Source organism: Chryseobacterium sp. C39-AII1 (assembly GCF_039672645.1).
Lineage (GTDB): Bacteria > Bacteroidota > Bacteroidia > Flavobacteriales > Weeksellaceae > Chryseobacterium.
In genome coordinates this window covers 31,351-44,113 of record NZ_JBDFPQ010000006.1, presented here as the reverse complement: position 1 = coordinate 44,113, position 12,763 = coordinate 31,351, and the positions used below count along the sequence as shown (strand labels likewise).

The 12,763-nt window shown below is 33.5% G+C and carries 16 protein-coding genes; 10 read left to right on the top strand and 6 right to left on the bottom strand.

The window, feature by feature from the left end; translation table 11 throughout:
• Positions 1-138: 138 nt before the first annotated feature.
• Together ABEG63_RS11310 and ABEG63_RS11305 are read left to right on the top strand one after the other, a co-directional pair.
• Entirely contained in the window at positions 139-432 is a 294-nt protein-coding gene (locus tag ABEG63_RS11310; protein WP_346584853.1) for a hypothetical protein, read from the top strand.
• Between the two features lie 211 nt (positions 433-643).
• Positions 644-2,629: a urocanate hydratase gene (locus ABEG63_RS11305; RefSeq protein WP_346584851.1), complete on the top strand. Its 1,986-nt coding sequence runs from the start codon at positions 644-646 to the stop codon at positions 2,627-2,629.
• Between the two features lie 86 nt (positions 2,630-2,715).
• Here ABEG63_RS11305 and ABEG63_RS11300 read toward each other — a convergent pair whose 3' ends face one another.
• Genes ABEG63_RS11300 through ABEG63_RS11290 form a run of 3 tightly spaced genes read right to left on the bottom strand, consistent with a single transcriptional unit; the run spans position 2,716 to position 4,154 of the window.
• Entirely contained in the window at positions 2,716-2,940 is a 225-nt protein-coding gene (locus ABEG63_RS11300; protein ID WP_346584849.1) for a hypothetical protein, read from the bottom strand.
• Positions 2,927-3,271 carry a hypothetical protein gene (locus ABEG63_RS11295; RefSeq protein WP_346584847.1) on the bottom strand — a complete coding sequence of 115 codons (345 nt, stop codon included), beginning with the start codon at positions 3,269-3,271 and terminating at the stop codon, positions 2,927-2,929. The genes ABEG63_RS11300 and ABEG63_RS11295 overlap by 14 nt, the downstream gene beginning before the upstream one ends.
• A gap of 1 nt (position 3,272) precedes the next feature.
• Complete coding sequence (locus ABEG63_RS11290; protein WP_346584846.1) at positions 3,273-4,154, bottom strand: hypothetical protein; 882 nt, start codon at positions 4,152-4,154, stop codon at positions 3,273-3,275.
• Positions 4,155-4,624: 470 nt separating this feature from the next.
• On the opposite strand from ABEG63_RS11290, the gene ABEG63_RS11285 reads away from it, so the two are divergent.
• The 7 genes from ABEG63_RS11285 (at position 4,625) to ABEG63_RS11255 (ending at position 8,589) form a co-directional block, all read left to right on the top strand.
• Complete coding sequence (locus ABEG63_RS11285; protein ID WP_346584844.1) at positions 4,625-5,338, top strand: DUF6261 family protein; 714 nt, start codon at positions 4,625-4,627, stop codon at positions 5,336-5,338.
• Positions 5,339-5,624: 286 nt separating this feature from the next.
• Positions 5,625-5,972, top strand: a complete 348-nt coding sequence (locus tag ABEG63_RS11280) for a hypothetical protein (protein WP_346584842.1) — start codon at positions 5,625-5,627, stop codon at positions 5,970-5,972.
• Entirely contained in the window at positions 5,953-6,249 is a 297-nt protein-coding gene (locus ABEG63_RS11275) for a type II toxin-antitoxin system RelE/ParE family toxin (RefSeq protein WP_346584841.1), read from the top strand. The genes ABEG63_RS11280 and ABEG63_RS11275 overlap by 20 nt, the downstream gene beginning before the upstream one ends.
• A 53-nt stretch (positions 6,250-6,302) precedes the next feature.
• On the top strand, positions 6,303-6,647 hold the full coding sequence (locus tag ABEG63_RS11270; protein WP_312391052.1) for a hypothetical protein: 345 nt from the start codon (positions 6,303-6,305) through the stop codon (positions 6,645-6,647).
• On the top strand, positions 6,628-6,924 hold the full coding sequence (locus ABEG63_RS11265) for a type II toxin-antitoxin system RelE/ParE family toxin (protein ID WP_312391050.1): 297 nt from the start codon (positions 6,628-6,630) through the stop codon (positions 6,922-6,924). The genes ABEG63_RS11270 and ABEG63_RS11265 overlap by 20 nt, the downstream gene beginning before the upstream one ends.
• 26 nt (positions 6,925-6,950) lie before the next feature.
• Positions 6,951-7,709, top strand: coding sequence for a hypothetical protein (locus ABEG63_RS11260; protein ID WP_346584838.1), 759 nt, complete (start codon positions 6,951-6,953; stop codon positions 7,707-7,709).
• A 214-nt stretch (positions 7,710-7,923) separates the two neighbouring features.
• Entirely contained in the window at positions 7,924-8,589 is a 666-nt protein-coding gene (locus ABEG63_RS11255) for a hypothetical protein (RefSeq protein WP_346584837.1), read from the top strand.
• 57 nt (positions 8,590-8,646) lie between these two features.
• On the opposite strand, the gene ABEG63_RS11250 is transcribed toward ABEG63_RS11255, so the two are convergent.
• Positions 8,647-8,826 (bottom strand): hypothetical protein, encoded by a 180-nt coding sequence (locus tag ABEG63_RS11250; protein ID WP_267402588.1) that lies wholly within the window; start codon positions 8,824-8,826, stop codon positions 8,647-8,649.
• Between the two features lie 98 nt (positions 8,827-8,924).
• Positions 8,925-9,497, bottom strand: a complete 573-nt coding sequence (gene tpx / locus ABEG63_RS11245) for a thiol peroxidase (RefSeq protein WP_346584835.1) — start codon at positions 9,495-9,497, stop codon at positions 8,925-8,927.
• 235 nt (positions 9,498-9,732) lie between these two features.
• On the opposite strand from tpx, the gene ABEG63_RS11240 reads away from it, so the two are divergent.
• Positions 9,733-11,361: an NADP-dependent glyceraldehyde-3-phosphate dehydrogenase gene (locus tag ABEG63_RS11240; protein WP_346584834.1), complete on the top strand. Its 1,629-nt coding sequence runs from the start codon at positions 9,733-9,735 to the stop codon at positions 11,359-11,361.
• A 203-nt stretch (positions 11,362-11,564) separates the two neighbouring features.
• On the opposite strand, the gene ABEG63_RS11235 is transcribed toward ABEG63_RS11240, so the two are convergent.
• Entirely contained in the window at positions 11,565-12,395 is an 831-nt protein-coding gene (locus ABEG63_RS11235) for an alpha/beta hydrolase (RefSeq protein WP_346584832.1), read from the bottom strand.
• Positions 12,396-12,763: the final 368 nt, after the last annotated feature.

Sequence of the window (12,763 nt, the reverse complement as noted above, 5' to 3'; positions counted from 1 at the left end):
CTTCCAGCTTCAATCTTCCATCTTCCAGCCGATAACCTCATTTCTAAATCAAAAAATTAAAATTTCATTTAAATTTTCCTTTTCAGAAAGCTTGGAATCATTTTTGAGGATTACAAATTACACTAAAATATTAATATTATGATACCAGAAGATAATCCTAAAGAACAGGAAAGAAAATTAGAACAAATGGATTATAATCCGAACGAAGATATTTTTAATCAGGAAAAACATATTCCCTTAGATGGCGACGGACATCCGATTTTTAATGAAAATAAAGATGATGACAAAATCGATAAAGGACTAGATATTCCAGGCGTTGATGACGATGATGAAATGGAAGAAATTGGTTCCGAAGATGAAGAAAATAATTACTGGAGCCTAAGTGACAATGATGACGATCATGAAGAAGAAAATGATGATGTTTTAACTTAAAAGTTCTCACTTTATATAAATGACCTTGCTGAATTTCAGCGAGGTTTTTTTGTTAAACTTAAACAGTAAATTTTCTGCTCCAAAGGAGGGGAATTCACTATACAATTCAATTTTCACACATTATTTGCACGAGTTTTCCAAATTGAATATCTTTAAAACTTTGAATTTTCAATTAACTTTTAACGTTAAATATAGAACTTTAAACTGTAATATGACATTCCAGGAACAGATACAACAAGGCATACCGAGCCAATTGCCGCAGCCAAAACCATACGACATCAATATCAATCATGCTCCGAAACGTAAGGAGATTTTAGGAGAAGAAGAGAAAAAATTAGCGTTGAAGAATGCTTTACGTTATTTCGAACCTCAATTTCATGCGGAATTATTACCAGAATTTAAGGAAGAATTAGAGAAATACGGAAGAATTTATATGTATCGTTTTCGTCCGGATTATGAGATGAAGGCGAGAGATATTGCCGAATATCCCGGAAAATCTGAGCAGGCAAAAGCCATTATGCTGATGATTCAAAATAACCTAGATTATGCGGTTGCACAACATCCGCATGAATTGATTACTTATGGAGGAAACGGTGCGGTTTTCTCGAACTGGGCTCAGTATCTTTTGACAATGAAATATCTGTCGGAAATGACGGATGAGCAAACATTAACCATGTATTCTGGTCATCCGATGGGGTTATTTCCTTCTCATAAAGATGCTCCAAGAGTTGTTGTGACGAACGGAATGATGATTCCGAATTATTCTAAACCGGATGATTGGGAGAAATTCAATGCGCTGGGCGTTACGCAATACGGACAAATGACCGCAGGATCTTATATGTACATCGGTCCACAGGGCATTGTTCACGGAACAACGATTACGGTGTTGAATGCTTTCAGAAAAATTAATAAAGAACCAAAAGGAGGATTATTTGTAACGTCAGGATTAGGCGGAATGTCCGGAGCTCAGCCTAAAGCAGGAAATATTGCAGGTTGCGTTACGGTCATTGCAGAAGTCAATCCAAAGATTACAAAAATTCGTCACGATCAGAAATGGGTGAATGAAATTCATGAAAACATTGATGAATTGGTAGAAAGAGTTAGAAAAGCTCAAGGAAATCAGGAAACGGTTTCGTTGGCTTATCTTGGAAATATTGTTGAGGTGTGGGAAAAGTTTGACCAAGAGAATTTAAGAATTGATATCGGTTCAGATCAGACTTCGCTTCACAATCCTTGGGCGGGCGGTTATTATCCTGTCGGACAAACGTTTGAAGAATCCAATATCATGATGGCCGAAGATCCTGAATTATTCAAAGAAAAAGTTCAGGAAACGTTGAGAAGACACGCAGCAGCCATCAATAAACATACAGAAAAAGGAACCTATTTCTTCGATTACGGAAACGCGTTTTTGTTGGAAGCATCAAGAGCCGGAGCCGATGTAATGGCAGAAAATCCTACGTTGGGAAGAGAATTTAAGTTCCCTTCTTATGTTCAGGATATTATGGGGCCTATGTGTTTTGATTATGGTTTCGGGCCTTTCCGTTGGGTTTGTACCAGCGGAAAACCGGAAGATTTACAGAAAACAGACGAAATTGCATGTGAGGTTTTAGAAGAAATGATTAAAAATTCTCCTGAAGAAATTCAACAACAGATGAAGGATAATATTCAGTGGATTAAAGGAGCGCAGGAAAATAAACTGGTCGTAGGTTCACAAGCGAGAATTTTATACGCCGATGCAGAAGGAAGAATGAAAATCGCAGAAGCTTTCAACAAAGCCATTAAAAACGGTGAGATCGGAGCGGTAGTTTTGGGGAGAGATCATCACGATGTTTCGGGTACAGATTCGCCTTACAGAGAGACTTCCAATATTTATGACGGTTCGAGATTCACGGCAGATATGGCGATTCACAATGTGATTGGCGACAGTTTCCGTGGGGCGACGTGGGTTTCCATTCACAATGGAGGTGGCGTTGGCTGGGGTGAAGTGATCAACGGTGGTTTCGGGATGTTGCTTGATGGAAGCGACGATGCCGACAGAAGATTAAAATCGATGCTTTTCTGGGACGTGAACAACGGAATTTCAAGACGAAGCTGGGCCAGAAATGAAGGCGCTGTTTTCGCCATCAAAAGAGCGATGGAAGCAGAACCTAATCTGAAAGTTACCCTTCCGAATTTTGTAGACGATAGTTTGTTTTAACATACTTTGTCAAAGTTTAAATCTTTGACAAAGTTTTCCAATACAAAAACCTGCTGTGAGGCAGGTTTCTTTGTTTTATATTACAATTACTTTTTTTGAGGGTAAAAATGACTTACCATTTTATAAACTGTATGAGTAAGTATACCTTCAATAGTTGCTAATGGAGCTGTTTTTGCCCATTCAGGTTCAGAGGTGACAAGATAATATGTTATGAAACATAAAATTACTGTTAATACAAAAGTCAAAAAACATTTTTGTATTATTTCTGATAAAATTTTATAAACATTTGCTTTATCTTTATCTATGCTCATCTTTTACCAATTTATAAAATTCAATTATTTTGTAATTATCTTTTTGATAAGTATATATTTCTTTACCTTCTGCTTCGCAAACGATACAAGTAAGTTCATCCGGTAACTCTTCAGAAGTATCAAAAACTTTTATAATTCTTTTGCAATCCTCATTAGTACATTCAATAGCTATTTTTTTCTCAAATAAACCTTGTCTTACGGCAGTTTCACATAAGAATTTCGCAAATCTGCTTGAAATATTAAAAAAGCTTCTTATATTTTCAATATATATCCTGTCCGGATCAGTAATTTCAATTATTCTTGTTTTGTTTTTAAAAAATTTGTTAAACATTCTAATTATTTTGAACAATTAACTTTACAATTGTTTCAATACCTTCTTTTGAAGTAGGATAGGTGTTAAAACTTAAAATACCATCTCTAGGATTTGCAGTAAAATGTTTTAAATATTCGTCATTTAAAAGATATTTAAAAACAGTAATATCAAGAGGACTTTTCATAATTTCCTTATATAACTCAGGCATTTGTTTTTTTACTAAATTATCTTCATCCATGATTTCCGATGATGTAGATTTAGATTTTTTAAATTTTACTTTGTATGCATCAATAGTATCATTTTCCCAAAGAAATTTTATTCCTTTATTTAGATCTTTTTTAATAAAGAAAATGGATTTATTAAAAGTTGCAATAGAATCTAAAATTCCATTATCATTCGATTTTCTATTAACACCTGCGGTTTTCGCTTTTACAATTGCACTTAAATCTCTTTCTAAAATGTTTATTGATATTATCGCAAGTGTACCCTTAATTACAACTTTAACAGGTCTATAAAATGATAAAGTTTGTATTTTTTCAATATCTAAATTTAGAAAAGTATGATCCTCTTTAAATAAAAAATAAAAAATTTTATGGCTTTTAGATTTTACTTCGGTTTCATATAAAAATTGATGATCTTTGAATAAATTATCCGGTACTTTACCTTGAATATCAAAAAAATATATATGCTGTTTTAGTAAATTGAAATTTTTGAATAATTGTTTTTTTATCGTTGAATCATCATTTCCTTTTTGAATATTATAAATTATATCTTTCTGCGTTCTGATTGATGAATCAATACTGAAAATATCTTTTAAATCGTTTACTGAAAAAGCTTGGAGTAATCTATTGGTAATTTCTTCTTTTGAATTCAAATTTAATATTTTTTTGAAATCTTCCATTGGTTATAATTTAATTTTAAATCTACATAAATTTAAAAAAAACAACAAATTTTCTAAATTTTTTGTTTTGAATTTTCAAATATATTAAACTTTATTCGTTAATAATTGCGGTTTCCCGTAATTGCCCTAGCTGGTGCGAGCATCTTGATTGTATTCATCAAACAGATCATAGCATGAAGCTCACGTTTTCGGACGCTATAAAAAGAATACTATTCAAAACATTCCAATCAAAACCATCCGCATCCGCAGAAACTCACAAACACTCTTAAAACAAATCTCCTGCATCTGCATTTTATTTAAAACAAAGTTGTTTGTAATCTCCTGCAATTGCAGGAAGTCTCCAACAAGTTGCGGGGAACTTCATGCAGTTGCATTTTATTCTCCACAAAATGTTTTAAACTAAATGCAGAATTATTTATATTTGTTTTAGGTAATTAATGCCTAATTAATAAATAAAACACATTTGTATTATGAAAATCTCGTTAGTTAGATTAAACACTAAAGATCTTGCGACTTTAGCACAAAGAATTATTTCAAATTCTCAATCGGGAAAATATCCTGTTATTACCAATCATCCACTTGTAACGGCTTTAGAAACTTCCTATACCGAATACGACAAGGTGTATACGAAGCAGGTCTATAGCGGAAAAGGAACGGATGTTGCCACGGCAGATCATGAAAGAGATTTGGCGTACACCAATCTAAAAGGCTTTCTGAACGGCTATCGAATGCTGACTTCCGTACCCAATTATCAGTTGGCGGAGGACTTGTATGGCGTATTTAAAACTTTTGGATTGGATCTGGATCGTTTAAGTTATTCTTCGCAAACGGCTCAAATGAAAAAGCTGATTGAAGCATTGGAGACTGCTGAAAATCAACACAAAATCACACTTCTTTCTTTAGACACTGCTTTTACAGAAATGAAATCTAAGCAGGCAGCTTTCGAAACTTTATTTGCAGAACAGGCAGAAGCGAATGCAGACCTTCGACTAATGACGAGCGCATCGGCCATTCGAAAGGATTTGGAGAAAACGCTGAAGGCTTACCTCAATCTCGTAACGGTAATGAAACAGGTTCCGGGTTGGGAACTTTTCTACCGCGATACGAACGAGCAGGTAAAGGCCGCGAAAAATTCTGAACTTAATAAGAAAGATCAAACTCCTCCTAATTCGGCTAAAATTTAAGTCATTCAAAAACCTGCTTTATGCGGGTTTTATTTTTACTTATATTCATTGATTTAACCCGTTATGCATTTTGCAAAAGTTTGGTATTAGATGCGTCAGTTCGAGTGTTTTTTCGTAACAAAGTGGAGAAAAAATGTATCGAGAACAGATTCATCTTTAAAATTACAAACTTCTCGATACGATTTTTTTCAAAAATCTACTCGAAGTGACGAAAACAAATCAAAATGTACATCGAGTTAATTTATTATATTTGTAATAAGATAATGATACTTAAAAACATAAAATAATGATAGCAGAAATAGAAAAATATATCGAAATTCAAAATAATATTGATGAGATTCTGAAAAATTCTCCTTTCAAAATGTCATATATTATTGAGAAATCAGGAATTAAGAAACCTACTTTTTTTAAGAAACTAAAGGAGAAAAGATTTACGCCGGAAGAGCTTTTGATTATTTCTAAAACGATAGAAATTAAAGAATGGCACAATGAAACGAAGGAAGAGATTTTGGAGTCTTTGAAACAGAGCGAGGAAGATTTTAAAAATGGAAAAGGTATTCCGGGTGAAGTGGTTTTGGCAAATATGAAAAAACGTATAGAAAATTATAAATCTGATGCGTTACGAAATATCTAATAAAGCAGAACAAGACCTTTTGAATATTGAAATGTACCTTTTAGAAAAATGGAATATATCTGTTTTGGAAGATTTCTTTGAGAAATTTCAGGAAGCCATAAAAATATTGTTGGAAAAGAAAGTTCTTTTTCAGAAATATGAGGATACTCATTTTCATAAGTATCTTCTTACAAAGCATAATTCAATTATTTATAGTTATGGAGATGAAGTATTGTACATTCATAGAATTCTTCAAAATTTCCAAAATCCAGAAGAAAATTATGAGTCATTAAAATAATAGCATAGAATAGTAAAGATGATAAATAGAATAATTTTTTAATTTAGACCATAATGATAGCAGAAATAGAAAAATATATCGAAATTCAAAATAATATTGATGAGATTCTGAAAAATTCTCCTTTTAAAATGTCATATATTATTGAGAAATCAGGAATTAAGAAACCTACTTTTTTTAAGAAATTGAAAGAGAAAAGATTTACGCCTGAAGAGCTCTTGGTAATTTCTAAAACGATAGAGATTAAAGAATGGCGCAATGAAACGAAGGAAGAGATTTTGGAGTCAATCAAACGTTCTGAAGAAGATTTTAAATACGGTCGAGTTCATGACTATCAAGAAGTGATGGAAGCGTCAAGATTACGTTTAGAAAAATACAGAAATGAAAATAAAATTCTCTGATGAGTCACTTTCTGATTTACGAAATATAGAGGATTACCTTCTTCATCATTGGAATGATAAGGTTTTAAATGATTTTCTTATAAAGCTGGATGAAATTGTGCAGATAATTTGTGAAGGAAATATTGTGTTTCAAAAATATGAGGATAGCAGGTATCATAAAATTTTAATTACAAAACATAATACACTTATTTACATCATTGAAAATGATGTTCTGAAAATTGTCCGTATTTTACAAAATTTCCAAAACCCAGAAGACAATTACGAATCACTAAAATAATACGATTAAAATAACGAAATAAACTAATGAAAAAACTAGGAATTATTGGCTGCGGTTGGCTGGGAACACATATTGCAGAACGAGTGGCAGGGCGATACGAAATATTCGCGACCACAACTTCCGAATCTAAAATAGAAGAATTTTCTTCAAAAGGATATCACACCACATTAGTAGATTTTCCGGATGCTCCTTCTAAAATAAATGAATGGGAAGTCGCTTCAGAATTAGACGCGATCATTATTACGGTTCCTATTTCAGGAATCAGAGGAGCGCAGATTTCGATGAAAGAAAGATATGACAACCTGTTAAAATTCCTCGGAAATTATAAAGGTCAATTATTTTTGATGAGTTCCACGGGCGTTTATCCTCAGAGGGAGGAAAAAGAACTTACAGAAGAAAATCAGCCTGCGGAAAATGTAGAAAGCGAGAATTTTATTTTAACGAAATTTCCTCAAGCCAATATTTTAAGATTAGCCGGATTAATGGGAGATCAACGATTGTTGAAGAATTATAATATTTCCAATTTAGATCAATTGGTGAATCATATTCATTACGCTGATATTGTTTCGGTACTTGAAAAAATGCTCGACAATCAATCGCAGTCTAAAGTGTATAATGTGGTTGCGCCAGTTCATCCGAATAAAGAAGAGATCATCAATGCTCAGAAGGATTTACCCTATTTAGGAGAGCGAACAACGAAAGGAAGATTGATTTCACCCGCGAAATTAATTTCAGAACTTAATTATGAGTTTCAATATCCTGACCCGAGGTATTTTCATCTTTAAAATAGGATAGGTATTTGTCATTCTGACGAAGGAAGAATCTATGCAGATATTATTAGAGATTCTTCAATCCGCTTCGCTACTTTCAGAATCATAAAGAAAACCTTAGTTAAAATTTAACAGGGTCTTAAAGGAAAAATTAATCTCGTAATGAAATAATCTGAGCCCTTTCCAACCTTTTCCGTTTTTCGTGCATCTTTACATAAAAAAGGAAATTATGAATATCACTATACCCAAACCTTGCCACGAAAACTGGAACTCGATGGCTACTGAAGAAAAAGGAAGGTTTTGTGCAGTTTGTTCAAAGACTGTCAGAGATTTTACGACTGCTTCTGACGAGGAAATTATCAATACTTTTTCAAGCTCTTCCGAGAAAAATATTTGTGGTTATTTTAATGAATCACAATTGAATATAGACTTACAGTATTCTTATATCAATTCACTTTTTGTAAAGTTTGCAGTGGGTTTTATTCTAACGACAGGAGGTTTTATGGCTGTGAATGCACAGGAAAATAAAACGCAAGATACTTTGAAAGCTGAACAATTAGACGAGGTTGTTTTGACTGGGTTGAAAACTGTAAGACATACCATGGTTTTAGGAAAACCTGCGGTAATGACAGTTGATGAAAATAAGTTGCAGCAAGTAAAGAATGATAGCCCGAAAAATAAATCAATAAAAATTGGAGGAGCTATCGGAACCTTAAAAGAAGACCAACATCCTATCGTGATTTTGGATGGAAGAGTTACTAGCCTTGAAGAATTAAGAAAAATAGACTCTCAATTAATAGAATCGGTTAATATTTTAAAGGATAAAAAAGCTAGAGCTTTGTATGAAGAAGATGGAAAGAATGGAGTAATTTTGGTAACGACGAAAAAGAAGTAAAAAGTTTTAAAATTACAAAAGAAACTGTTTCAAATGAAACAGTTTCTTTTGTAATTCTTATGTTGTAGGAAGGACTCTTGGTTTACATGCACATAGACAATCTTCTACACCTGAAATTTCATCACATTGACCCACTGCCTCACAAACATAATATAAGCCAGGACCACAAACTGGTGTTGAACCTCCTCCCTTTACTTCTTTTAATTGATTTCTTGAAATCTTTTTTAAATTTTTCATAGTAATTGTTTAATTTGTTAAAATCAAATATAATAAAATTCTCCATATAAAGAATTATTTTTACTAATAATTTAAACTGATTTCTTTGACTATATAATCTACTTCTTCACCGCAGCAATCGCCTTTTCATAATTCGGTTCATGCGACATATCGGCAACCTGCTCTTCATAAACAATTTTCCCTGAAGGATCAATCACGACAACCGCTCTGCTCAATAATCCTTTCATGGCAGAATCTGTAATTTCTACACCATAGGTTTTTCCAAAATCTGAACGGAAATCAGAAAGCATTTCAACATTTTTGATACCTTCAGCACCGCAAAATCTTTTTTGAGCAAAAGGTAAATCTTTGGAAATACAAAGCACCACGGTATTCGGAAGATTAGCCGCATCTTCATTGAAATGACGTACAGAAGCAGAACAAACCCCAGTATCTACACTCGGAAAGATATTCAAAATCAAATATTTCCCTTTGTAAGAATAAAGAGTCTGGTCTTTCATTGTCACGTCGGTAAGCGTGAATTTAGGAGCAGCTTTGTTTACTGCCGGTAATTTAGCATAGGTGTGAACTGGCTTTCCTCCTGCTAATACGGTGTTTTGTGTTTTAGATTGCTGCGCCATTGTAAATACTGAAAACAGTAATAAGGCATTGAAAACGAATTTTAAAACCATGAATTTTATTTTTTTAGTATGTTTAGATTAGTAAATGCTGTGAAAATTATTTCAAATAAATTTTAGATGAATGTAAGATTTTAAAGTTAAACATATGGTAAAAATATTCTTTTTATCACTTATGTTAAGTTTGTTTTAAATAGAGCAAATCTATTAAACAGCTATTTTTAAACTCAAATTTTCCATCTACCTTTATTCTATTCAAATTTTACACACTATTAAACATTAAAAATTTATGAATTCAGCAAACACATCTTCATTTCAAGAAATATTTAAATCAGAAAACGAAATTCCCGAAGAATATAAGGTTCCCGAAATCCATCAGAAAGTTTATCTCTTAAACGGAGAGCTTGTAGAATGGAACGGGGAGGTTCAGGAAATTTATTCGCCAGTCTGCATTCAGACTGAAAACGGACTGGAAAGAAAATTGTTGGGAACCATCCCGAATATTGGCCCTAAAGAAGCGATGGAAGTATTGGAAGCTTCCGTAAAAGCCTACGATAACGGATTAGGAGAGTGGCCTACAATGTCTGTAGAAGGCAGGATAAAATGTATGCAGAAATTTGTATACCTCATGATTCAGCAGCGTGATTTGGTGATCAGATTATTGATGTGGGAAATCGGCAAAACGTTGGCAGATTCAACAAAAGAATTCGACAGAACGGTAGATTATATCAATCAAACGATGGATGCATTGAAGGATCTTGACAGAGAATCTTCACGTTTTCAGCAAGCAGAAGGAACCATTGCTCAAATCAGAAGAGCGCCGCTTGGTGTCGTATTGAGTATGGGACCTTTCAATTATCCTCTAAACGAAATTTTCACCACATTGATTCCTGCTTTAATTATGGGAAATACAATTTTGTTTAAACTTCCTAAACATGGCGTTTTAGCGCATTATCCGTTGTTAAATGCTTTCAAAGAAGCTTTCCCCAAAGGAACGGTAAATGCATTATACGGAAAAGGTTCAGAAATCATCACTCCAATTATGGAAAGCGGAAAAGTGAATGTTTTAGCGTTCATCGGTTCAAGTAAAGTGGCTAATGGATTGAAAAAACTGCATCCGAAGGTTAATCGTTTACGTGCTATTTTAAGTTTAGATGCTAAAAATGCTGCGATTGTAACTAAAAATGCTAATTTGGATGTTGCGGTAAGCGAATGTATTTTAGGAGCTCTTTCATTCAACGGGCAAAGATGTACTGCGCTGAAATTAATTTTCGTTCAGAAAGATGTTGCGGAAGAATTTACTCAGAAATTAACGGCTGCAGTTTCTGCTTTAAAACCAGGGTTGCCTTGGGAAAAAGATGTGAAAATTACACCGCTTCCGGAAGTGAATAAACCTCCATATTTGAAAGAATGTATTGATGATGCTTTGGCAAAAGGAGCAAAAGTTTTGAATGAAAATGGTGGATTTACAGAAGAGTCTTTTGTTTTTCCGGCAGTGGTTTATCCTGTAAATAATGAAATGAAATTGTATCATGAAGAACAATTTGGTCCGGTAATTCCTGTGGTTCCTTTTGATGATATTGAAGAACCGATCGATTATCAGGTGAATGCAGACCACGGAATGCAGGTAAGTATTTTCAGCGAAGATCCATTGGAGGTTTCAAAATTAATTGATCCTTTTGTGAACTTGGTAAGCCGTGTGAACATTAATTGTCAGGCTCAGCGAGGCCCGGATGTTTTTCCTTTTACCGGAAGAAAAGATAGTGCAGAAGGTACGCTTTCTGTTTTTGATGCGCTTCGTTCATTTTCCATCCGCTCATTGGTTGCGGCTAAAATTACAGATTCAAACAAAGAATTATTAAATACAATTGTGAGAGATCATGATTCTAATTTCCTGAGCACGGATTATATTTTTTAAGAATTTTAGTTTGAGAGTTTTAGGGTAATAGAGTTTTAGAATGGGAGTGTTTTAGAGTTTTATTTTGAGTTAGAGTAAAACTTTAAATAACTTTTTACTTCAAATAAAATTATAAGCAAGCTTTATATAAAATTAAAATCCGCAATAGAAAGTATTGCGGATTTTTTTTTGATTCCAAAGAATCTTTTTTATTGAAAGAAAATTTATTGTTCTGTTAAAAACCGACTTAAAACACTATTCAGGTCGTCGGCATGCGTGACATTCAAGCCATGTGGAGCACCGTCAATAATTATAAAATCGTTATTTGCAATTCCTTCAGCAGCCTGTTTTCCTGCGGTTTCTATCGGAACTATTTTGTCGGCATCTCCATGTACGATTAATGTTTTCACATTTATATTCGGGAGTTCCGGACGGAAATCTGTATTTGCCCAGCTTTCAGCACATTTTATGGTGGCAATTGGGTTGGCAAATGCAGCGATTGTCCAGTCATAGTCCAACTGTTTTTGGCTTACGGACTGTGAAAGTAATCCGTAATTATAAAAATCTTTATGAAATGATTCCAGAAAAGTGATTCTGTCGGTTTTCAGATTTTGCATAATCTCATTCAGCTTTTCTTGCGGAACCCCATCAGGATTATCTTCTTTTTGTTTGACTAAAGGAATTATTGACGATATTAAGGCTATTTTATCTACATTTTCCGAACCATAATTCGTGAGATAACGCACCACTTCACCACCTCCCATGGAAAAACCGAAAAGAATAACGTTTTGTAATTCTAACTGTGAAATTAATTCGTGTAAATCGGCTGTTAATCCATCGTAATCGTATCCGTCTGTGGATAGTGAAGATTTTCCAAAACCTCTTCTGTCGTAAGAAATGACTCTATATCCAAGATTGAGCAATACCGGAATCTGCATTTCCCAAGATTTTCCGCTCAATGGCCAACCGTGAATTAAAATAATAGGTTGTCCGGAACCGAAATCTTCATAATATAATTGAAAATTTTTGTCGCTTTGTTTTGTAATGTAAGGCATATTTATATTTTTTGGTGTGATAGGTTACACACAAATTTTAAGCCATGAAAAATGAAAATTAGGTTAAAACTGATAATGTGGTATTTGTTTTTATTAATTAGTGGTCAACTTTTGTTATTCAAAATTTTTGACTGTTGATTTTATGGATAATTTTAAAATGAAAGATAATCTTCCTAGCCCTGATTGCAGTGAAAATCCCGGAATGGAGCGGCGAAGCGAAGCGGAGCCGAGTAATGAGGAATTGTAACGGAAAGCAGGAAATAGCTTCAAATAAAAACGATTAATAAAGTTTTTTTTCTCTAACTGAAATATTTTCGTAAAATTTCTGTAACATATTTTTGAAAGACCAACTAACTCTTCAGAGTAAG